This window comes from Stutzerimonas stutzeri (genome assembly GCF_013522825.1).
Classification (GTDB): domain Bacteria; phylum Pseudomonadota; class Gammaproteobacteria; order Pseudomonadales; family Pseudomonadaceae; genus Stutzerimonas; species Stutzerimonas stutzeri_AK.
In genome coordinates, this window is sequence record NZ_JAAMQZ010000009.1 from 64,753 (window position 1) to 86,074 (window position 21,322).

19 protein-coding genes are annotated in these 21,322 nt (G+C 62.2%); 3 read left to right on the forward strand and 16 right to left on the reverse strand.

The window, feature by feature from the left end:
* Positions 1-119: 119 nt before the first annotated feature.
* Together fghA and G7020_RS07945 are read right to left on the reverse strand one after the other, a co-directional pair.
* Positions 120-959: an S-formylglutathione hydrolase gene (gene fghA / locus G7020_RS07940; protein WP_181083488.1), complete on the reverse strand. Its 840-nt coding sequence runs from the start codon at positions 957-959 to the stop codon at positions 120-122.
* 98 nt (positions 960-1,057) lie between these two features.
* Entirely contained in the window at positions 1,058-2,173 is a 1,116-nt protein-coding gene (locus G7020_RS07945) for an S-(hydroxymethyl)glutathione dehydrogenase/class III alcohol dehydrogenase (protein ID WP_181083490.1), read from the reverse strand.
* A gap of 122 nt (positions 2,174-2,295) precedes the next feature.
* Between G7020_RS07945 and G7020_RS07950 the strand changes: the two genes are divergently transcribed.
* Both G7020_RS07950 and G7020_RS07955 read left to right on the forward strand, forming a co-directional pair.
* Complete coding sequence (locus tag G7020_RS07950) at positions 2,296-3,189, forward strand: LysR family transcriptional regulator (RefSeq protein ID WP_181083492.1); 894 nt, start codon at positions 2,296-2,298, stop codon at positions 3,187-3,189.
* Between the two features lie 192 nt (positions 3,190-3,381).
* Positions 3,382-4,548 carry a hypothetical protein gene (locus G7020_RS07955; RefSeq protein ID WP_181083494.1) on the forward strand — a complete coding sequence of 389 codons (1,167 nt, stop codon included), beginning with the start codon at positions 3,382-3,384 and terminating at the stop codon, positions 4,546-4,548.
* Between the two features lie 18 nt (positions 4,549-4,566).
* Here G7020_RS07955 and ispD read toward each other — a convergent pair whose 3' ends face one another.
* The 9 genes from ispD to G7020_RS08000 all read right to left on the reverse strand — a co-directional run bounded on the left by ispD (position 4,567) and on the right by G7020_RS08000 (position 16,182).
* Positions 4,567-5,265 (reverse strand): 2-C-methyl-D-erythritol 4-phosphate cytidylyltransferase, encoded by a 699-nt coding sequence (gene ispD, locus G7020_RS07960; RefSeq protein ID WP_181083496.1) that lies wholly within the window; start codon positions 5,263-5,265, stop codon positions 4,567-4,569.
* Entirely contained in the window at positions 5,262-5,540 is a 279-nt protein-coding gene (ftsB, locus tag G7020_RS07965; protein WP_014853631.1) for a cell division protein FtsB, read from the reverse strand. The genes ispD and ftsB overlap by 4 nt, the downstream gene beginning before the upstream one ends.
* A 174-nt stretch (positions 5,541-5,714) precedes the next feature.
* Positions 5,715-7,004, reverse strand: a complete 1,290-nt coding sequence (gene eno / locus G7020_RS07970; protein ID WP_014853632.1) for a phosphopyruvate hydratase — start codon at positions 7,002-7,004, stop codon at positions 5,715-5,717.
* A gap of 33 nt (positions 7,005-7,037) precedes the next feature.
* Positions 7,038-7,883: a 3-deoxy-8-phosphooctulonate synthase gene (gene kdsA / locus G7020_RS07975; protein ID WP_014853633.1), complete on the reverse strand. Its 846-nt coding sequence runs from the start codon at positions 7,881-7,883 to the stop codon at positions 7,038-7,040.
* Complete coding sequence (locus G7020_RS07980; RefSeq protein WP_181083497.1) at positions 7,880-9,511, reverse strand: CTP synthase; 1,632 nt, start codon at positions 9,509-9,511, stop codon at positions 7,880-7,882. The genes kdsA and G7020_RS07980 overlap by 4 nt, the downstream gene beginning before the upstream one ends.
* Positions 9,512-9,682: 171 nt before the next feature.
* Positions 9,683-10,966 (reverse strand): tRNA lysidine(34) synthetase TilS, encoded by a 1,284-nt coding sequence (gene tilS / locus G7020_RS07985; protein ID WP_181083499.1) that lies wholly within the window; start codon positions 10,964-10,966, stop codon positions 9,683-9,685.
* Positions 10,967-10,999: 33 nt separating this feature from the next.
* Positions 11,000-11,953 (reverse strand): acetyl-CoA carboxylase carboxyltransferase subunit alpha, encoded by a 954-nt coding sequence (locus tag G7020_RS07990; RefSeq protein ID WP_181083501.1) that lies wholly within the window; start codon positions 11,951-11,953, stop codon positions 11,000-11,002.
* 185 nt (positions 11,954-12,138) lie between these two features.
* The gene (gene dnaE, locus G7020_RS07995) at positions 12,139-15,660 is read right to left on the reverse strand and encodes a DNA polymerase III subunit alpha (protein ID WP_181083503.1); all 3,522 of its coding nucleotides are present in this window, start codon (positions 15,658-15,660) and stop codon (positions 12,139-12,141) included.
* A 162-nt stretch (positions 15,661-15,822) separates the two neighbouring features.
* Complete coding sequence (locus G7020_RS08000; RefSeq protein WP_181083505.1) at positions 15,823-16,182, reverse strand: helix-turn-helix domain-containing protein; 360 nt, start codon at positions 16,180-16,182, stop codon at positions 15,823-15,825.
* A 114-nt stretch (positions 16,183-16,296) separates the two neighbouring features.
* Here G7020_RS08000 and G7020_RS08005 point away from each other — a divergent pair, with 114 nt between their 5' ends.
* Positions 16,297-16,791 carry a methyltransferase family protein gene (locus tag G7020_RS08005; RefSeq protein ID WP_181083507.1) on the forward strand — a complete coding sequence of 165 codons (495 nt, stop codon included), beginning with the start codon at positions 16,297-16,299 and terminating at the stop codon, positions 16,789-16,791.
* A 491-nt stretch (positions 16,792-17,282) separates the two neighbouring features.
* Here G7020_RS08005 and G7020_RS08010 read toward each other — a convergent pair whose 3' ends face one another.
* From G7020_RS08010 to fabZ, 5 genes are all read right to left on the reverse strand, one after another.
* Positions 17,283-18,116 carry an HDOD domain-containing protein gene (locus G7020_RS08010; protein ID WP_181083509.1) on the reverse strand — a complete coding sequence of 278 codons (834 nt, stop codon included), beginning with the start codon at positions 18,114-18,116 and terminating at the stop codon, positions 17,283-17,285.
* Between the two features lie 155 nt (positions 18,117-18,271).
* Complete coding sequence (gene rnhB / locus G7020_RS08015) at positions 18,272-18,901, reverse strand: ribonuclease HII (protein WP_181083511.1); 630 nt, start codon at positions 18,899-18,901, stop codon at positions 18,272-18,274.
* A complete protein-coding gene (gene lpxB / locus G7020_RS08020) occupies positions 18,901-20,034 on the reverse strand; it encodes a lipid-A-disaccharide synthase (RefSeq protein ID WP_181083513.1) in 1,134 nt (377 codons plus the stop codon). Before lpxB ends, rnhB begins: the two co-directional genes overlap by 1 nt.
* A 1-nt stretch (position 20,035) precedes the next feature.
* On the reverse strand, positions 20,036-20,812 hold the full coding sequence (gene lpxA, locus G7020_RS08025) for an acyl-ACP--UDP-N-acetylglucosamine O-acyltransferase (protein ID WP_181083515.1): 777 nt from the start codon (positions 20,810-20,812) through the stop codon (positions 20,036-20,038).
* On the reverse strand, positions 20,809-21,249 hold the full coding sequence (fabZ, locus tag G7020_RS08030) for a 3-hydroxyacyl-ACP dehydratase FabZ (protein WP_181083517.1): 441 nt from the start codon (positions 21,247-21,249) through the stop codon (positions 20,809-20,811). Before fabZ ends, lpxA begins: the two co-directional genes overlap by 4 nt.
* Positions 21,250-21,322 lie beyond the last annotated feature (73 nt).

Sequence of the window (21,322 nt, forward strand, 5' to 3'; positions counted from 1 at the left end):
TCGTAGGGTGGAAGACTGCGAAGCATCTTCCACGCGTTGTTGTCAGACCAACCAAACGGTGTCGGACCAACCGAACGCGTGGATATGCTTCGCGACATCCACCCTACCGGAGCCAGAACTCAGGCCTTCAGGGCCTCGGCATGATGCCGCAGGTGGTCGTCGATAAAGCTGGCGATGAAGTAGTAGCTGTGGTCGTAGCCGGGCTGGATGCGCAGCGTCAACGGATGGCCAGCTGCTTTGGCTGCGGCTTCCAGCGCCTCGGGCTTGAGCTGGTTTTCCATGAAATCTTCGCGATCGCCCTGGTCCACCAGCAGCGGCAGCTTCTCGCCCGCCTCGGCCAGCAGCGCGCAGGCGTCCCATTCGCGCCAGCGCGAGCGGTCCTCGCCCAGGTAGCGGGAAAACGCCTTTTCGCCCCAGGGGCAATTGAGGGGATTGGTGATGGGCGCGAAAGCCGACACCGAGCGATAGCGACCGGGATTCTTCAACGCACAGACCAGCGCGCCATGGCCGCCCATGGAATGCCCGCTGATGCCGCGCCTGTCGGACACCGGGAAATTCGCCTCGATCAGCGCCGGCAGCTCCTGCACCACGTAGTCGTACATGCGGTAGTGCTGCGCCCAGGGCTGCTGGGTGGCGTTCAGATAGAACCCCGCGCCCAGGCCGAAATCCCAAGCGCCGTCCGGATCGTCCGGCACATCCGGCCCGCGTGGGCTGGTATCCGGCGCGACGATGATCAGCCCCAGCTCGGCGGCCAGCCGATGCGCGCCGGCCTTCTGCATGAAGTTCTCGTCGGTGCAGGTCAGGCCCGACAGCCAGTACAGCACTGGCAGTTTCTCGCCCTGTTCCGCCTGCGGCGGCAGGTACACGGCGAACACCATGTCGCAGTTCAGGCTGCTGGAGCGGTGACGGTAACGCTTGTGCCAGCCGCCGAAGCTTTTCTGGCAGGAAATGTTTTCCATGAAAACTCCGTAAAAGCCGAGAAAAGCGCTGAAGGCTGGAGGCTGAACGAAGAAGCGAATCGTCCAGCCTTCAGCCTATGGCGCTTTCAATCGTCTTTTCAAAAGTGGATAACTGTACGAATGCTCTTGCCTTCGTGCATCAGGTCGAACGCCTGGTTGATTTCATCGAGCCCCATGTTGTGGGTGATGAAGGTATCCAGCGGGATCTCGCCACTCTGCGCCTTCTCCACATAGCCCGGCAGCTCGGTGCGACCCTTGACGCCACCGAAGGCGCTGCCGCGCCAGACCCGGCCGGTGACCAGCTGGAACGGACGGGTGCTGATCTCCTGCCCCGCGCCGGCGACGCCGATGATCACCGACTCGCCCCAGCCCTTGTGCGCACACTCCAGCGCGGCGCGCATCAGTTGCACGTTGCCCACGCATTCGAAGCTGTAGTCCACGCCACCATCGGTCATCTCGACGATGACCTCCTGGATCGGCTTGTCGTGATCCTTCGGGTTGACGAAATCGGTGGCGCCCAGCTCTTCGGCAATGGCGAACTTCGACGGGTTGATGTCGATGGCGATGATGCGGCTGGCGCCGGCCATCTTCGCACCGATGATTGCCGCCAGACCGATGCCGCCCAGACCGAAGATGGCCACCGTGGCACCCGCTTCCACCTTGGCGGTGTTGAGCACCGCACCGATGCCGGTGGTCACGCCACAGCCCAGCAGGCAGACCTTGTCCAGCGGCGCCTCCTTGGGAATCTTCGCCACCGAGACTTCCGGCAGCACCGTGTATTCGGAGAAGGTCGAGGTGCCCATGTAGTGATAGATCGGCTGGCCCTGGTAGCTGAAGCGGGTGGTGCCGTCCGGCATCAGGCCCTTGCCCTGGGTGGCGCGCACCGAGCTGCAGAGGTTGGTCTTGCCGGAGGTGCAGAACTTGCACTGGCGACATTCGGCGGTATACAGCGGGATCACGTGGTCACCCACCGCCACCGAGGTCACGCCCTCGCCGACCGCCTCGACGATACCGCCGCCCTCGTGGCCGAGGATGCAGGGGAAGACGCCTTCGGAGTCCTCGCCGGACAGGGTATAGGCATCAGTGTGGCAAACGCCGGTGGCGACGATGCGTACCAGCACCTCGCCGGCCTTGGGCGGCTCGACATCCACTTCGACGATCTGCAGGGGTTGATTGGGGCCGAAGGCGACGGCAGCGCGTGATTTGATGCTCATGAAGGACTCCTCCTGGGTGAATGGGACAGAGTGTAGTTTCATCCGCGCTTTGGGTTAATGAGCCAAGCGTGGAAACATTGTTGCCCCACAGGGATAATCGAGTCTTTCAGCCAGGAGCCGATATGAATCGCTGGGAAGGTCTCGACGAGTTCGTCGCCGTCGCCGAATGCGGCAGCTTCATGCGTGCCGCCGAGCAATTGCGGGTGTCGTCTTCACACGTCAGCCGCCAGGTAGCCCGTCTCGAAGAGCGATTGCAGGCCCGCCTGCTCTACCGCACCACTCGGCGCGTCTCGCTGACCGAGGCGGGACACACCTTCCTGGCACGCTGCCAGCGCCTGATCGAAGAACGCGACGAAGCCTTCCATGCCATCAGCGACCTGCACACAGCCCCCACCGGGCTGCTGCGCATGACCGCCGCGGTGGCTTACGGCGAGCGCTTTATCGTCCCGCTGGTGAACGACTTCATGGCGCAACATCCGCAGTTGCGGGTGGAAATAGACCTGTCCAACCGCACCCTGGACATGGTGCAGGAAGGCTTCGATCTGGCGATACGCCTGGGCCGCCTCGGCGAATCGCGGCTGGTGGCGACCCGCATCGCACCACGCGCCATGTACCTGTGTGCCGCGCCGGCCTATCTCGAACGCTACGGGCGTCCGCATACGCTGTCCGAACTGGCGCGGCACAACTGCCTGGTGGGCACCGGCGATACCTGGATGCTGCAGGTCGATGGCCGCGAGCAACCCTTCAAGCCCAGCGGTAACTGGCGCTGCAACAGCGGCCAAGCGGTGCTGGACGCAGCCCTGCGCGGTTTCGGTCTCTGCCAGTTGCCGGATTACTATGTGCAGGAGCCGCTGCGCCGGGGCGAGCTGGTTTCGCTGCTCGAAGCCCATCAGCCGCCCAATACCGCCGTCTGGGCCGTCTACCCGCAGCGTCGCTATCCACTGCCGAAGGTGCGCCTGCTGATCCAGGCACTGAAGGACGGCCTGGCCAGTCGTCCGGAATACCTGCGCACCTGAACCAGGCCGCCCTGAAACAATGTCTTACTGCCCGTGCGTCCGACTACCTGCTCGGGACAGGAACCCCCTTCCTGCAACTACGTCGTAACCAGTAACCAGTCCCTTCACCCGTTTTGATCGAAGTCGCTTCCGCGCACCGATCATCGGTACATCCCGCGAGGACCCCAACCACCCAAACGAACGAGGCCGTGCATGAACAGACTGCTCGATAGTAAAACCCTCAATCAGTTGCTGGCCCAGCGTGAGGCCCCCTGCCTGTCCCTCTACCAGCCTACTCACCGCAGCTTTCCTGAGCGCCAACAGGACCCCATCCGCTTCAGGCATCTGGTTCGCCAGCTGGAAGACTCGCTCAGGCAACAGGGCTGGAACGGCCAGGCCGAGGCCCTGCTCCGCCCGTTTCTGGAACTGATGAATGATGCCGAATTCTGGAATCACAACCTGGACGGGTTGGCGGTGTTCGCTTGCCCCGGCTATTTCCAGTTCTTCCGGCTGCAGCGCGGCGTGCCGGAACTGGCCGTCGCCAATGACCGCATGCATGTCAAACCCCTGGTACGCATCGCGCAATCGGCGGATCGCTATCAGATTCTCTGTCTGTCACGCGACTCGGTACGCCTGCTGGGCGGCAACCGCGATGCGCTCGACGAGATTCCTTTGCACGAGAACGTCCCCCGCACGCTCGCCGAAGCCCTCGGCACCGAACTGACCGACAAGAGCCAGAGCGGTCTTTCGCAAGGCTATAGCCGCGCCAGCGAGAGAGGCGACGCCATGCAGGTCGAGGCAGGCGGCAGCGGCAAGCAGGCGGAAATCGACCGCGACCGCGATCGCTACTTCCGCGAGGTGGACCGAACCATTCTCGAATATCACTCGCGCCCCAGCGGTTTGCCGCTGATCCTGGCCGCACTGCCGGAGCAGCAGTCGCATTTCCGTCGCATCAGCCACAACGAGTACCTGCTGCCCGAAGGCATCGAGGTCGGCCAGGGCGCGCTGACGCTCAACGAGATCAGGGAAGACAGCTGGCTGGTGATGCAGCCGCGTTACCTGAAGCGGCTCGAAGGACTGATCAACCAGTTCGGCACCTCCCACGGCAAAGGCCTGGCCTCGGATCAGCTGGAGGAAATCGGCCAGGCGGCGGTACAAGGCCGCGTGGCTACGTTGCTGGTGGAGGCCGAGCGGCAGATACCCGGTTGCGTCGACAAGACCGAAGGCAAGGCAACGCCGGCGGAAAATGGGGACGCGACAACGCCCGACCTGTTGGACGAACTGACCATCTGGACTCTGGAGCAAGGTGGCGAGGTCATTGTCGTTCCGGTGGAACGAATGCCTACACAGAGCGGTGCGGCGGCGATCTATCGCTTCTGATCGGTAAGGCAGCGTTGGTCAGGACTTCCAGCGCTGCTCCAGCCACTGCAGGTCTTCCGGGCGGGTAATCTTCAGGTTGTCCGCCCGTCCTTCGATCAGGCGCGGTGATTGCCCGGCCCACTCCAGCGCCGAGGCTTCATCGGTGATCACCACCTTTTGTGCCAGCGCATCAGCAAGCGCACCTTGCAGCGCGCCGAAACGAAACATCTGCGGCGTATAGGCCTGCCAGATCACGCTGCGGTCCACGGTTTCCAGCACGCGACCGCCAGGGCCGGCACGCTTGAGCGTGTCGCGCACCGGAACGGCCAGCAGGCCTCCGACCGGGTCGTCCGCCAACTCGGTCAGCAGCCTGTCGAGATCCTCTGGTGCCAGATTGGGTCGCGCCGCGTCGTGAACCAGCACCCAGTCGTCGGTGCCGGCTCCCAGCTCACCGAGCAGGCGCAGCCCTCTCAACACTGAATCGGCTCGCTCGGCACCGCCCTCGGCACGATGAATCCGCGGATCGATAGCGCACTCCAAGGACGGCCACCAGGGATCGTCGCCAGCCAGGCTTACAACCAGGCCTCGCAAGCCCGGATGCCCGAGAAAACAGTCGAGGGTGTGTTCGAGAATGGTCCGCCCGGCCAGTGGCAGATACTGCTTGGGACGGTCGGCGCGCATGCGGCTGCCCACACCGGCCGCCGGGATCACGACCCAGAAGGATGGCGCGGCGCTCATTCGCTGAGCTGATAGAGGGTTTCACCCTCTTTGACCATGCCCAGCTCCTGGCGGGCGCGTTCCTCCACGGTTTCCATGCCCTGCTTGAGCTCCATCACCTCGGCTTCGAGGATGCGATTGCGTTCCAGCAGGCGCTGGTTCTCGCCCTTCTGTTCGGCGATCTGACGGTTCAGCCCGCTGACCTGGGCCATGCTGCCCTCGCCCACCCAGAGGCGATACTGAAGGCCACCCAGCAGCAGGATCAGAACGACGAACAACCAGTAGGGAGTACGCATGGACGGCATTGAATGAATTCGGTTGGGTTCCAATGAGGGTGTAAAGGCAAGCGGCGACATCATCCGACCCTTTCAATCGCCGATTGATCCACGATGTTGGTCACCCGCATCAGAACCGGACTTAAGCTTTCACAAAAAAGGGCGGCTTACGCCGCCCTTTCTACCACGTCGGGTTTAACCGCGGAACTCGGCACGTCCCTTGTACGGCGCCTTGCCGGCCAGCTGCTCTTCGATGCGCAGCAGCTGGTTGTACTTGGAAACGCGGTCCGAGCGGCACAGCGAGCCAGTCTTGATCTGACCAGCGGCAGTGCCCACGGCGAGGTCGGCGATGGTGTGGTCTTCGGTTTCGCCGCTGCGGTGCGAGATCACTGCGGTGTAGCCGGCGGCCTTGGCCATCTGGATGGCTTCCAGGGTCTCGGTCAGCGAGCCGATCTGGTTGAACTTGATCAGGATCGAGTTGCCGATGCCCTTCTCGATACCTTCCTTGAGGATGCGGGTGTTGGTCACGAACAGGTCGTCGCCGACCAGTTGCACCTTGGCGCCGATCTTGTCGGTCAGGACCTTCCAGCCAGCCCAGTCGGACTCATCCATGCCGTCTTCGATGGAGATGATCGGATAACGCTGGGCCAGACCGGCCAGGTAATCGGCGAAACCGGCGGCGTCGAACGCCTTGCCCTCGCCGGCCAGGTCGTACTTGCCATCCTTGTAGAACTCGCTGGAAGCGCAGTCCAGCGCCAGGGTCACGTCGGTGCCCAGCGTGTAGCCGGCCTTCTCGACCGCTTCGGCGATGGCGCCGAGGGCGTCTTCGTTGGACGCCAGGTTCGGTGCGAAACCGCCTTCGTCGCCCACGGAAGTGCTCAGGCCACGGGCCTTGAGGACGGCCTTGAGGTTATGGAAGATTTCGGTGCCCATGCGCAGCGCATCGGCAAAGGTCTTGGCGCCGACCGGCTGGACCATGAATTCCTGGATGTCGACGTTGTTGTCGGCATGCTCGCCGCCGTTGATGATGTTCATCATCGGCACCGGCATGGAGTACTGGCCCGGCGTGCCGTTGAGGTTGGCGATGTGCGCGTAGAGCGGCAGGTCCTGATCCTGGGCAGCGGCCTTGGCGGCGGCGAGGGACACGGCGAGGATGGCGTTGGCGCCCAGCTTGGCCTTGTTCTCGGTACCGTCCAGCTCGATCATCGCGCGATCCAGCGCCTTCTGGTCGGCCGGGTCCTTGCCCAGCAGCAGATCGCGAATCGGACCGTTGATGTTGCCGACCGCCTTCAGCACGCCCTTGCCCATGTAACGGCTCTTGTCGCCATCGCGCAGCTCCAGCGCCTCGCGCGAACCGGTGGACGCACCGGACGGCGCACAGGCGCTGCCGACGATGCCGTTATCGAGGATAACGTCCGCTTCCACGGTGGGGTTGCCACGGGAGTCGAGAACTTCACGCCCTTTGATGTCGACGATCTTTGCCATTTTTATTAACACTCCGTAGATAGCTGCAAGGCTTCAAGCAGTTTCGATTGGCGAAAAATTCTTGATCAGGTCATCCAGCTGCTTGAGCTGGGAGAGGAATGGCTCGAGCTTGTCCAGGCGCAACGCGCAGGGACCATCGCACTTGGCATTATCGGGATCGGGGTGCGCTTCCAGGAACAGGCCGGCCAGGCCCTGGGACAGGCCGGCCCTGGCCAGCTCGGTGACCTGGGCGCGGCGCCCGCCCGCGGAATCGGCACGACCGCCTGGCATCTGCAGCGCGTGGGTCACGTCGAAGAACACCGGGTACTCGAACTGCTTCATGATGCCGAAGCCGAGCATGTCGACCACCAGGTTGTTGTAGCCGAAGGATGAGCCGCGCTCGCAGAGGATCAGCTGATCGTTGCCCGCTTCCTCGCACTTCTTCAGGATGTGCTTCATTTCCTGGGGTGCCAGGAACTGTGCCTTCTTGATGTTGATGACGGCGCCGGTCTTGGCCATGGCCACCACAAGATCGGTCTGGCGGGAAAGGAAGGCCGGCAGCTGGATGATGTCGCAGACATCAGCCACCGGCTGCGCCTGGTGCGGCTCGTGCACGTCGGTGATCACCGGCACGCCGAAGGCTTTCTTAACGTCCTCGAAAATCCGCATGCCCTCTTCCAGTCCGGGGCCACGGAAGGAGTTGATGGACGAGCGGTTGGCCTTGTCGAAACTGGCCTTGAACACGTAGGGGATGCCGAGCTTCTCGGTCACCTTCACATAGGTTTCGCAGATCTGCAGCGCCAGATCGCGGGATTCCAGCACGTTCATGCCGCCGAACAGCACGAACGGCTTGTCGTTGGCGATCTCGATATTGCCGACGCGAATGATCTTCTGGCTCATGCCTTGCCCGCCTTGTAGTCCAGCGCCGCCTGGACGAAGCCGCTGAACAGCGGATGACCGTCACGGGGCGTGGAGGTGAATTCCGGGTGGAACTGGCACGCAACGAACCAGGGATGATCCGGCGCCTCGACCACTTCTACCAGCGCACCGTCACTGGAACGCCCGGTGATCTTCAGGCCGGCGTCCTGCAGCTGCGGCAGCAGGTTGTTGTTCACTTCGTAACGATGGCGATGGCGCTCGACGATTCGCTCTGCACCGTAGCAGGCAAATACCTTGGAGCCTGCTTCAAGACCACATTCCTGGGCGCCCAGGCGCATGGTACCGCCCAGGTCGGAAGCGTCGCTGCGGGTTTCCACGGCGCCGGTGGCATCGGCCCACTCGGTGATCAGGCCCACAACCGGATGGCCACTGTCCTTGTCGAACTCGGTGGAGTTGGCGTCGGTCCAGCCCAGCACATTGCGGGCGAACTCGATCACCGCCACCTGCATGCCGAGGCAGATGCCGAGGTAGGGAATCTTGTTCTCGCGGGCGTACTGCACCGTGGCGATCTTGCCTTCGACGCCGCGCAGGCCGAAACCGCCCGGCACCAGGATCGCGTCCATGCCTTCGAGCAGGCCGGTGCCCTGGTTCTCGATGTCTTCGGAGTCGATATAACGGAGATTCACTTTGGTACGGCTCTGGATGCCGGCGTGGCTCATGGCCTCGATCAGAGATTTGTAGGCATCGAGAAGTTCCATGTACTTGCCGACCATGGCGATGGTGACTTCCTTCTCCGGGTTCAGCTTGGCATCGACCACGCGGTCCCACTCGGAGAGGTCGGCGCCACGGCATTCGAGGCCGAAACGTTCGAGCACATAGTCGTCCAGGCCCTGGGCATGCAGCATGCCGGGAATCTTGTAGATGGTGTCGGCGTCCGGCAGGCTGATCACCGCTCGCTCTTCGACGTTGGTGAACAGGGCGATCTTGCGCCGCGAGGACAGGTCGATCGGCACTTCCGAACGGCATACCAGCACGTCCGGCTGCAGGCCGATGGAGCGCAGCTCCTTCACCGAATGCTGGGTCGGCTTGGTCTTGGTCTCGCCGGCGGTGGCGATGTAGGGCACCAGCGTCAGGTGCATCAGCATGGCGCGCTTGGCGCCGACTTCCACACGCAACTGGCGAATCGCCTCCAGGAACGGCTGCGACTCGATGTCGCCGACGGTACCGCCCACTTCCACCAGGGCCACGTCGGCATCGCCGGCACCCTTGATGACGCGGCGCTTGATCTCGTCGGTGATGTGCGGGATGACCTGGATGGTCGCGCCCAGATAGTCACCACGGCGCTCGCGGCGCAGCACGTCCTCGTAGACGCGACCGGTGGTGAAGTTGTTGTTCTGGGTCATGCGCGTGCGAATGAAGCGCTCGTAGTGACCCAGGTCAAGGTCGGTCTCGGCGCCGTCGTGGGTGACGAACACCTCGCCGTGCTGGAACGGACTCATGGTGCCCGGATCGACGTTGATGTAAGGGTCCAGCTTGAGCATCGTGACCTTCAGGCCCCGCGCCTCCAGGATGGCCGCCAATGAAGCCGAGGCGATGCCTTTCCCCAATGAAGAAACAACACCACCCGTGACGAAGATGTAGCGCGTCATGAAAAACCCTAGAAGTCTGCGTTAAGCGGTCAGCGCCGCCGGGGGAAAGCGAAGATGCCATTGCGCCACAGGCGGCAATAGCGCAACTGCCACGGATTCGAAGAAACCGCAGAAGCTGTATTGAGACGGGAGCGTAGTCTACTGGAAAGACCCCATCAGCTCAAACACGCATCACGCCGGTGGCGTCCAGACGAGTGACGCCCGTGCGACATCGAATTGCGGCATATTGGCGACGGCGACCAGCTCGCCATTGCGGTAGAGCAACGGCAGGCGCGAACGGGCAAAGCCGGGCACCGCAGCCTCATTGAGCAGACGTTTCAGATCACGCCTGCCGCGACCAGGCAACGCCAGCGTCTCGCCGCCCTGCCGATAACGCACCTCGAACGAGCCGTGCTCCGCCCCCTCAAGGCTGGCCACGCCATTACCAGGCAGCCTCAGCGCCACAGAAGTGTCCGGCCAGGGACATACAGCGGAAACCGGCTCAAGCCAGGCCCCGGACAGCCACCACACACGATCCCCCGCACGCCGCAGCTCGCCACCCGCCAGACGCCAGCACGGCGCGGCATCCGCAGCGGCATCGCGCAATGCGTCCCAGCCGGCCCAATGGTCCGTGTCCGGCAGCGGGGTCAAAGGGGCCAGCCAGTGACGCAGCGCATTGCGCTGACGGGCCGGGCTCAGTGAACGCAGGGCCGGCAGATCCAGGCTTGGCAGCGGCAACCAGGGCCAGTCGTCCGATACCCGAGCCGCCAGCAAATCCATCTCGGCCAATTCATCGAGCAGCGACTGCGCTTCTGCCAGATGCGCAGCGGTTCGCGCCATATTCGCCGAGGCCTGCGGCCAGCGCCGCTGCAGCAGCGGCACGACCTGATGGCGAAGATAATTGCGCGAATGATCGAGACACTGGTTGGAGGGATCATCGATCCATTCCAGCCGATACGCCTGGGCATGGACCTCCAGCTCCGCACGGCCCACATTCAGCAAGGGCCGCACCAGCCAGCCAGCCCCCAGCGCCCGGCTTGCCGGCATGGCCGCCAGCCCACGCACCCCGGCGCCACGCAGCAGGCGGAACAGCAGGGTTTCAGCCTGATCGTCGCGGTGCTGCGCGGTCAGCAGCAGCTCGCCATTCTGCAGGCAGGAGGCAAAGGCCGCATAACGCGCCTCGCGCGCGGCCCGCTCCAGGCTGGCGCCCGCCCGAACCTGCACAGGAATGACCTGCAGCGGCACGCCCAGCCGCGCACAGAACTGCCGGCAATGCTCGGGCCAGGCATCAGCCACGGCTTGCAGACCATGATGGATATGGATCGCGGAAATGGGCGGAAGCCGATGTCGCTCGGCAAGCTGCACCAGGGCATGCAGCAGCACCGTGGAATCCAGCCCGCCTGAAAACGCAACGCGCCAGGCCGGAGCCTGGCGCCATTGAGACAGGGCCTGAAGAAGACGGGATTCCAGAGTCACCTGCCTTTCACCCTGCCTGTCGCGTGCAGCCTGTTATTGCTGAATGCCGTAACTCATCAGCCGCTCGTAACGACGGGCCAGCAGCGCGTCGGTGTCGAGTCCCTTGAGCATGTCCAGCTGTGCGGTCAGTGCTTCGCGAACGGAGGCCGCAGTGGCGACCGGGTTGCGATGAGCGCCACCGAGCGGCTCGGGAATGACCTGATCGACGATACCCAGGCTCTGCAGGCGCTCAGCCGTCACACCCATGGCTTCGGCGGCTTCCGGCGCCTTCTCGGCGGTACGCCAGAGGATCGAGGCACAGCCTTCCGGCGAAATCACCGCGTAGGTGGAATACTGCAGCATGTTCAGCTGGTCGCAGACACCGATGGCCAGCGCGCCGCCGGAACCACCCTCGCCGATCACGGTTGCGATGATCGGGGTCTTCAGCCGCGCCATCACACGCAGGTTCCAGGCGATGGCCTCGCTCTGGTTGCGCTCTTCGGCATCGATACCCGGATAGGCACCGGGGGTGTCGATGAAGGTCAGGATCGGCATCTTGAAGCGTTCGGCCATTTCCATCAGGCGGCAGGCCTTGCGGTAGCCTTCAGGGCGCGGCATGCCGAAGTTGCGGCGCACCTTCTCGCGCACTTCGCGGCCTTTCTGGTGACCGATGATCATCACCGGCTCGCCGTTCAGGCGCGCAGTACCGCCAACGATGGCGGCATCGTCGGAGAAATGCCGGTCGCCGTGCAGTTCTTCGAACTCGGTGAACAGATGCCTGATGTAGTCGAGGGTATAGGGCCGCTGCGGGTGCCGGGCCAGGCGAGCGATCTGCCAACTGGTCAGATTGCCGAAGATGCTCTCGGTGAGCGACTCGCTCTTGTCCTGCAGGCGGGTGATTTCTTCGCCAATGTTCAGCGAATTGTCATTACCAACCAGGCGCAGTTCTTCGATCTTGGCTTGCAGGTCGGCGATCGGCTGTTCGAAATCGAGAAAATTCGGGTTCATAGTCATCCGTCATGCGTCGTCGGCCTAGGTGGCCGGGAGCTGTTCCGTTTTTTTGCGCCCTACCTTACGGGACAGGCGCTTTCAGGTCGAACAAAAAATGTTCGTAATCGTGACCCGATCGGATCGGGCCTTCGGCAGCGGTCGGCTCATGCGCCCCTTTTCCGGCGCCGACGCGATGCTGGCCGCTATCGGTATTGCAGGAAGACGTTGTCGCGCCCGAACTGGTCACGCAATGCCTGGATCAGGTTGTCAGCCGGGTCGATGCGCCAGCTCTCGCCGAACTGCAGCAGCGCCTTCGCATCGCTGCCGGTGTACTCCAGGGTGATCGGACAGGCGCCGCGATGACGACCGCAGACGTCCGCCAGCCAGCGCACCCGGTCACCCTTGAGCGCATCGCTGGCGACCTTGACACGCAGGCTCTCGGCCAGGCCGGTGCGCGCTTCCTCCAGGCTCAGCACGCGCTTGGCACGCAGACGCAGACCACCGGAGAAGTCGTCGTTGCTGACCTCGCCCTCGACCACCACCAGCGCATCGGTCTGCAACAGCGCCTGGGCCGTATTGAAGGCTTCGGCGAACAGCGAGGCCTCGATGCGCCCGGAGCGGTCGTCCAATGTGATGAAACCCATCTTGTCGCCTTTCTTGTTCTTCATCACCCGCAGGTTGACGATCAACCCCGCGACGGTCTGGGTATCGCGCGCCGGACGCAGGTCGATGATGCGCTGGCGAGCAAAGCGGCGCACCTCGCCTTCGTATTCATCGATCGGATGGCCGGTGAGGTACAGACCCAGGGTGTCCTTCTCGCCCTTGAGGCGCTCCTTGAGCGTCAGCTCGCGGGCCTTGCGATGGTTGGCGTAGACATCCGCCTCGGGCTCGGCGAACAGCCCGCCGAACAGGTCCATGTGGCCGCTTTCCTCGCTGCGCGCGGTCTGCTCCGCCGCCTGGATCGCCTCCTCCATGGCAGACAGCAGCACCGCCCGGTTGCGATCGATACCGGCCTGATAGAGCTTCGGCTCATCGGAAAAATACGGCCCGAGGCGATCCAGCGCGCCGCCACGGATCAAGGCTTCGAGGGTGCGCTTGTTGATGCGCTTGAGATCGACCCGGCTGCAGAAATCGAACAGGTCCTTGAACGGCCCGCCTTCGCTGCGACATTCGGCGATGGCTTCCACCGGCCCTTCACCCACACCCTTGATCGCACCCAGGCCATAGATGATCCGCCCGTCATCGCCGACGGTGAACTTGAATTCGGAGTTGTTCACGTCCGGCGCATCGATGCGCAGCTTCATGCTGCGGCATTCCTCGATCAGCGTGACCACCTTGTCGGTGTTGTGCATGTCCGCCGAAAGCACCGCCGCCATGAACGGCGAGGGGTGGTGCGCCTTGAGCCAGGCCGTCTGGTAGGACACCAGACCATAGGCCGCCGAGTGCGATTTATTGAAGCCGTAACCGGCGAACTTCTCCACCAGATCGAAGATGTTGCCTGCCAGGTCGGCGTCGATACCATTGTTCTTGCAGCCCTCGATGAAACCGCCGCGCTGCTTGGCCATTTCCTCGGGCTTTTTCTTGCCCATGGCGCGACGCAGCATGTCGGCGCCGCCCAGCGTGTAGCCGGCCATGACCTGGGCAATCTGCATCACCTGTTCCTGGTACAGGATGATGCCGTAGGTGGGCGCCAGTACCGGCTTGAGGCCTTCGTACTGGTAGTCCGAATGCGGATAGGAGATTTCCGCACGACCATGCTTGCGGTTGATGAAGTCGTCGACCATGCCCGACTGCAACGGGCCGGGGCGGAACAGCGCCACCAGGGCGATCAGATCTTCCAGGCAGTCGGGCTTGAGCTTCTTGATCAGCTCCTTCATGCCCCGCGATTCGAGCTGGAACACGGCGGTGGTTTCGGCTTTCTGCAGCAACGAGAAGGTCGGCTTGTCATCCAGAGGAATGAAGTCGATATTCAGCGGCTCCAGGCCTTTCCTGGCCTGTTCGCGGTTGATCGTCTCCATGGCCCACTTGATGATGGTCAGGGTACGCAGGCCGAGAAAGTCGAACTTGACCAGCCCGGCTGACTCGACGTCATCCTTGTCGAACTGGGTGACCAGGCTGCCGCCCTCTTCATCGCAGGCAATCGGCGCAAAGTCGGTCAGTTTCGTCGGCGCGATCACCACGCCGCCGGCGTGCTTGCCGGTGCCGCGGGTGATGCCTTCGAGCTTGAGCGCCATGTCCCAGATTTCCTTGGCGTCTTCATCGACGGCGAGGAAATCGCGCAACGGCTCTTCCATCTCATAGGCTTTTTCCAGGGTCATGCCCACTTCGAAGGGAATCATCTTCGACAGCCGGTCAGCCAGGCCGTAGGACTTGCCCTGCACCCGCGCCACGTCGCGCACCACCGCCTTGGCCGCCATGGTGCCGAAAGTGATGATCTGGCTGACCGCATTGCGGCCATACTTCTCGGCCACGTAGTCGATGACCCGGTCGCGGCCATCCATGCAGAAGTCGACGTCGAAGTCGGGCATGGAGATCCGTTCGGGATTGAGGAAGCGCTCGAACAGCAGGTCGTAGGCCAGCGGGTCCAGATCGGTGATCTTCTGCACATAGGCCACCAGCGAACCGGCGCCCGAACCACGCCCCGGCCCCACCGGTACGCCATTGTTCTTGGCCCACTGGATAAAGTCCATGACGATCAGGAAGTAACCCGGAAAGCCCATCTGGATGATGATATCCAGCTCGAAATTCAGCCGGTCGACGTAGACCTGCTTCTTCGCCTCGTAGTCGGGCGTATCCCTGGGCAGCAACACTTCCAGGCGCTCTTCGAGGCCGTCGAAGGAGACCTTGCGGAAGTAATCATCCATGGTCATGCCGTCCGGCACCGGGAAATCGGGCAGGAAATAAGTGCCCAGCTGCACCTCGATGTTGCAGCGTTTGGCGATCTCGACCGTATTTTCCAGCGCCTCGGGCAGATCGCTGAACAGCTCGTGCATTTCCTCGGGCGTTTTCAGGTACTGCTGATCGGAGTAGTTGCGCGGTCGCCGCGAGTCATCGAGGGTGCGGCTTTCGCCGATGCAGACGCGGGTTTCATGGGCCTCGAAATCATCCTGTTTGAGGAAGCGCACGTCATTGGTCGCCACCAGCGGCACGCCGCAGCGCTCGGCCAGCGCCACCGCCGCGTGCAAGTGCTCCTCGTCGTTGACGCGATTGGTGCGCTGGACCTCCAGGTAGAAACGTCCGGGGAAGACCGCCTGCCACTCGGCCAGCAGCGCCTCGGCCTGCGCTTCCTCGCCGTTGAGCAGGGCGAGCCCGATCTCGCCCTCCTTGGCGCCGGACAACGCGATCAGCCCTTCAGCTGCCTGCTTCACCCAGTCGCGCTCGATGATCACCTGGTCATTGCGCTGGCCTTCGGTCCAGCCACGCGAAATCAGCTCGGTAAGGTTGCGATAACCCTGGACATTCATCGCCAGCAGGGTCAGACGAGTCAACGGGCCGTCGTCCTCACGGCTGGCCAGCCAGATATCGGCGCCGCAGATCGGCTTGATCCCCGCCCCCTGCGCTGTCTTGTAGAACTTCACCAGCGAGCACATGTTGCTCATGTCGGTGACCGCCACTGCCGGCATTCCCGCCGCAGCCACCGCCTTGATCAGTGGCTTGACGCGCACCAGCCCATCGACCAGGGAGAATTCGGTGTGCAGACGGAGATGGACGAACGAGACGGGCATGGACGAACCTTGAGCTGGTGAAACGACAGGCCGGGGATTGTACCGGCCCTTGCCGGAAACCACAGCTGCCGCCGGGAATCGAACTGCGATTGCATAGCCGCAGTTGCAGAGACGCCCGTCTCGCCTCAGGTTCGGAGCAGCAATATCAAGGCTTCGAGCGACTTACTGACCGCGCCCAAGCAGGAACTCCCGCTGCCTGCGGGCGATATCGAGAATGAAACTGCGGCTTGCCTCATCAAGCCCCTCGAACAGGCTTTCCATCTGCCGGGCCTGGTCACTGGGCAACGTGGAGCTGCCGCCGACGAGCGCGGCAACCGATACGTCCAGCGCGGCTGCCAGCTCTTCGATCTTCAGCAGCGACGGCAACGCGCTACCTCGCTCCAGTCGCGAGATGGTTTCTGTTTCCACCCCCACGCGCTCAGCCAGCTGGCTCTGAGTCAGGCCCCGCGCCTGCCGATACCCCCGCACCTGTGCTCCAAGCAACTGGGCGATACGAGAAGATCTGTTCTTGGGTTTTGACATGGTTGGCGCCCTAAGGAGTACGCCGTAAATCGTTGCCTATAGACACATTATGTTGAATGAGGTAATTTGCCGTGATACATGTTTTTATGTCTACAACGAGCATAATTGATACGCATGCAGAGACTTATCAAATCCCTCGATACGCTTATCTATGGTTTCGTCGCCCCTTTCGGAGTCCTCTATGTGTTCCCGCGCTTCTTTCTCGGCCTGGAACAGAACCTGGACATCGAACTGCCGCGCATCCTCGCACTGAAATATACCGGGGTCTTGCTGATGAACCTCGGCGGCCTGCTGGCGATTACCTGCGCACTATTCATGCACACCCGCAAAAGCGGCACGATCAGCCCTTTCGTTCGACCGACCGAGCTGGTGCGCCGAGGACCTTATGCCTGGGTGCGACACCCCATGATGTGGGCGGGCAACTTCGTGCTGATCGGACTCATGCTGATATACAGCTCGCCGCTGCTGGCACTCTGGCTGTTGATATGGAGTCGCTTCGCAGCAATTTATATTGACCGCTACGAAGAGCCTTATCTGGTGAGAATCTTCGGTGACGAATATCGTGAATACTGCCGAACGACACCTCGCTGGTGGCCGAAACCCATCTAATAGGCCTCAATGAATACAGACATCTACCTACTGCACAAACAATAGAACATTAGAACGGCATGAAAATCATATTACTTGCAATTAGCTTGTTCCTATTCGGCTGCACCAGCGCACCAATAAACAACATACAGAATGAAGTCATACCAACAGGATGGAGCGGAAAGAATTTTGCTATTGAAGAAATAGAGAAAGCAATACTATCCGCATCCCAGAAGCGTGGCTGGAGTTCGCGCATAGTCAGGCCGGGCCTCATAGAAGCCAGAATTTCGGTCCGCACTCATCGCGCGGAGATAAGCATCCCGTACTCAAAAAACAACTACAGCATTTATTATAAAAGCAGCGAAAAACTTGGCCATCGCAATGAACGAATACACAGAAACTATAACAACTGGGTGACCCGACTATTCCAGTCAATTCAGAGAGAGCTTGGTGTCAATGCGCAAAAATTTTAACTCTTAAAATACTTAATAAACGGAAAAAACAGGCCGACATCAGGCGCAGGCCAGCAGCTGCGCCATACGAAGGCATTCGTCAGCGCGTTGGGCGTCTTCGCGGGTATGGGTGCCGCCAGTGCATTTTCTCAGCGCCGGAATGTCGAGACCGGCGAAGCGCGCATAACGGCCCTTTTCCACGCCGTAGTGCAGCAGGTTGGCGGCGATCACCAAGTCCACATAGTCGGGCAAGGGCTGCCCGGTTTCACGCAGGATAGACTCATGCCCGCGCGCCATCTGCACCAGCTCCTCGGACACCTTCCACTGGCGCAGCATCATGGCGCCCACATGGGGATGCAGCATCAGCTCGAAATGCAGCCGCTCGGTCGGCGTCAGGTTTTCCTGGCGCTGAAGGAAATCACGCAGGGGCAGCTTACCGATGTCGTGCAGCAGCCCGCCAAGGGTGGCCAGCTCGGCATCCAGATGCGGAAACGGGGCGGACAGAGCACGGCAGAGCGCACTGATATGCGAGCCGCTGGCAACGAAACCGCGTAGGCGCACCTTGTCACCCTGGGTACTCTTCATTGTTTGCAGGATGGCCAATTGGCTGACCAGCAGGCGCACCAGGTCGAAACCCAGGCCGGCGATGGCCTGCTTCAGGGAACTGACGGGAACGCCCCGGCGCATGACCGAGCTACTGGCTACCTTGACCAGACGGGCAGCGAGGGCAGGATCGGTAGCGATTTCGCGCTCCAGTTCACCGAGGGTGCAGTTTTCCTGCAGGGTGATCAAACGAACGCGCAACCCCACCTCGGGCAGCGACGGCAATATCAGCCGGTTGGCTGCGATATCGCTTTGCAACAACGTCAACAGATACTTGGCACGCTCTCTCACTTCAGCCCCTGATTCCCCGGCATAACGTCGCAACGGAATTCTGTCACAGAAGATAGCGACCGACTTTGCCGAGGCGGCTTGCTGCTTTGCTCCAGGAAGGGACTTTCCGCAAAACCCATTCTTTCTCGCGCAACACGCTGCGAGCAGGCATGTCTTCAGACCGAGACTTGCTCAGCGCACGCCAGGTTTTCGACCTCCAGCGCCATCCGCACCGGCGCAAAGCTGCGGCGATGAATCGGGGTGGCGCCAAGGCGTTGCAGGGCTTCGAGGTGGGCCGGTGTGGGATAGCCCTTGTGTCCGGCCAGGCCGTAACCGGGATAAACCAGATCGAAGGCCTGCATCTCACGGTCGCGGCTGACCTTGGCCAGGATCGAGGCGGCGGCAATTGCCGGCACTCGACCGTCTCCCTGGATCACAGGTGCACAGGGCACGCCAAGCTGCGGGCATCGGTTGCCGTCGATCAGTGCCAGCTTCGGGGTAATGCTCAGCCCCTCCACAGCACGCTGCATGGCCAGCATGGTGGCGTGGAGAATGTTGAGACGGTCGATTTCGTCCACCTCGGCACGGGCAATGCACCAGGCCAGGGCCTTCTCGCAGATCTCGTCGAACAATACTTCGCGGCGCGCGGCGGTGAGCTTCTTGGAATCGTTGAGGCCCTCAATCGGACGCCTGGGATCAAGGATCACCGCGGCGGTGACGACAGGCCCGCACAGTGGCCCCCGGCCCACCTCATCGACTCCCGCCACCAGTTCCTCGACGAGATTGAAATCCAGCCCCATCTGCATCAGCCTGCCTCGACCAGTTCGAGCACCGCCTGGGCAGCCCGGTCCGACGCATCGCGGCGCAGCGTGCGATGAATGGCGTCAAAGCCTTCGGTTTGCACCTCGCCGTTGCTCAGCAAGGGCGACAGCAATTGCGCCATGGCCTCGGGAGTTGCCGCATCCTGCAACAGCTCGGGCACCAGCAGGCGCTGTGCAAGCAGGTTGGGCAGTGCGACGTAGGGGCTTTTTACCATACGCTTGAGAATGGCGAAGGTCAGCGGCGCAACGCTGTAGGCCACCACCATCGGGCGCTTGTACAGCAGGGCTTCGAGCGTTGCCGTACCGGAAGCGATCAGCACCGCATTGCACGCAGCGAGTGCCTCGTGGGAACGACCATCGAGCAATGTCAGCGGCAGGTCGCGCCCTGCCAGCATCTGCTCAAGCTGCGCCCGACGCTCGGGGCTCGCGCAGGGCATCACGAAATGGATGCCGGGGCGCATCGCCCGCAGGCGGTCAGCCGCATCCAGGAACAGCTCGCCAAGCCGCCCGACCTCGCCACCACGACTGCCCGGCATCAGCGCCACGACCTGGCTTTCCCGGGGCAGGTTGAGCGCATCCCGCGCAGCATCGCGATCAGGCTCCAGCGGGATGGCATCGGCCAGTGGATGGCCAACGAAACATACGGCCACCTGATGCTCGTCGTAGAACTTCGCCTCGAAGGGGAACAGGGTAAGCATCAGGTCGCAGGCGGCGCGAATCTTCAGCACGCGCTTCTGCCGCCAGGCCCACACCGAAGGGCTGACGTAATGCACGGTCTTGATGCCGGAACGTCGCAGTTTGAGGGCCAGATCCAGGTTGAAATCCGGCGCGTCGATACCGATGAACACATCGGGACGCAGCTCGCACAGCGTCTGCACCAGACGCTTGCGACGCATCAGCAGCTCCGGCAGGCGACCGAGCACTTCCACCAGCCCCATCACGGACAGGCGTTCAAGCGGAAAATAGGAAGTGAGGCCCTGAGCCTCCATGCGCGGCCCACCGACGCCGACGAAACGAACATCCGGTCGTTGCGCCCTGAGCGCCTGCATCAGGCCCGCACCGAGGATGTCGCCTGAAGCCTCACCAGCGACCAGCGCCACTACCAGAGGTCTGGACATATCAGCGGGTGATACCACGGCTGGATGCCTGGATCGAATCACGGAACAGCGCCACTTCCGGGAAGATCCCTGCATCGCCAGCCAGCTCGCCAAGCGCCTGCTCGACGGTAAGCCCTTTGCGATAGACGATCTTGTAGGCGTTGCGCAGAGCCGCAATGGTCTCGGCACTGAAACCACGACGACGCATGCCCTCGAAGTTCATGCTGCGCGCCGCTGCCGGGCTACCGAATACCGTGACGAACGCAGGGACATCCTTGCCGATGGCGGTGCCCATCCCGGAGAAGCTGAAGGCGCCAATATGGCAGTACTGATGCACCAGGGTGTAGCCGGAAAGAATCGCCCAGTCACCGACATGCACGTGGCCGGCGAGCGCTGTGTTGTTGACCAGAATGCAGTGATTGGCGATGACGCTGTCATGACCGATATGCGCATAGGCCATGATCAGGTTGTGATCCCCAATGGTGGTTTCGCTGCGGTCCTGTATGGTGCCCCGGTGAATGGTCACTCCTTCGCGAATCACGTTGTGATCGCCCATCACCAGGCGCGTTGGCTCGCCCTTGTATTTGAGATCGGGGGTGTCCTCGCCTACCGAGGAGAACTGGTAGATACGATTGTGTCGACCGATCCGGGTCGGCCCCTTGATGACCACATGAGACGCGATCACCGTGCCCTCGCCTATCTCGACGTCCGGGCCGATGATCGACCACGGTCCGACCTGAACGTCGTCGGCCAGCCGTGCGGCAGGGTCGACGATGGCGCGAGGGTCAATCAAGCTCATATCTTCTGTTCCGCACAGATGATTTCAGCCGAGCATACAGGTTTGCCATCAACGCTGGCGCGGCAATCGAACTTCCAGATGCCGCGCTTGGCACTGATGAAGGACGCTTCAAGCACAAGCTGATCGCCCGGCACCACGGGCTGGCGAAAACGCAGCTTGTCCGAGCCGACGAAGTAGTAGAGCGTGCCGTCAGCCGGTTTGACGCCCATCATCTTGAAACCGAGCAATCCAGCCGCCTGCGCCATCGCCTCGATGATCAACACGCCCGGCATGATGGGATGTTGCGGAAAGTGCCCATTGAAAAACGGTTCGTTGATGGTGACGTTCTTGTAGGCGCGAACACGCTTGCTTTCCGTATCCAGCTCCACCACCCGATCAACCAGCAGAAAAGGATAGCGGTGCGGAAGGTATTCGCGGATTTCGTTGATGTCCATCATGTGGGGAAATGCCTGTAATGAGTAGGGAAGCAGCACGCCATCACGGCTGTGCAGCCAGCCGCTGAGTGGCTGG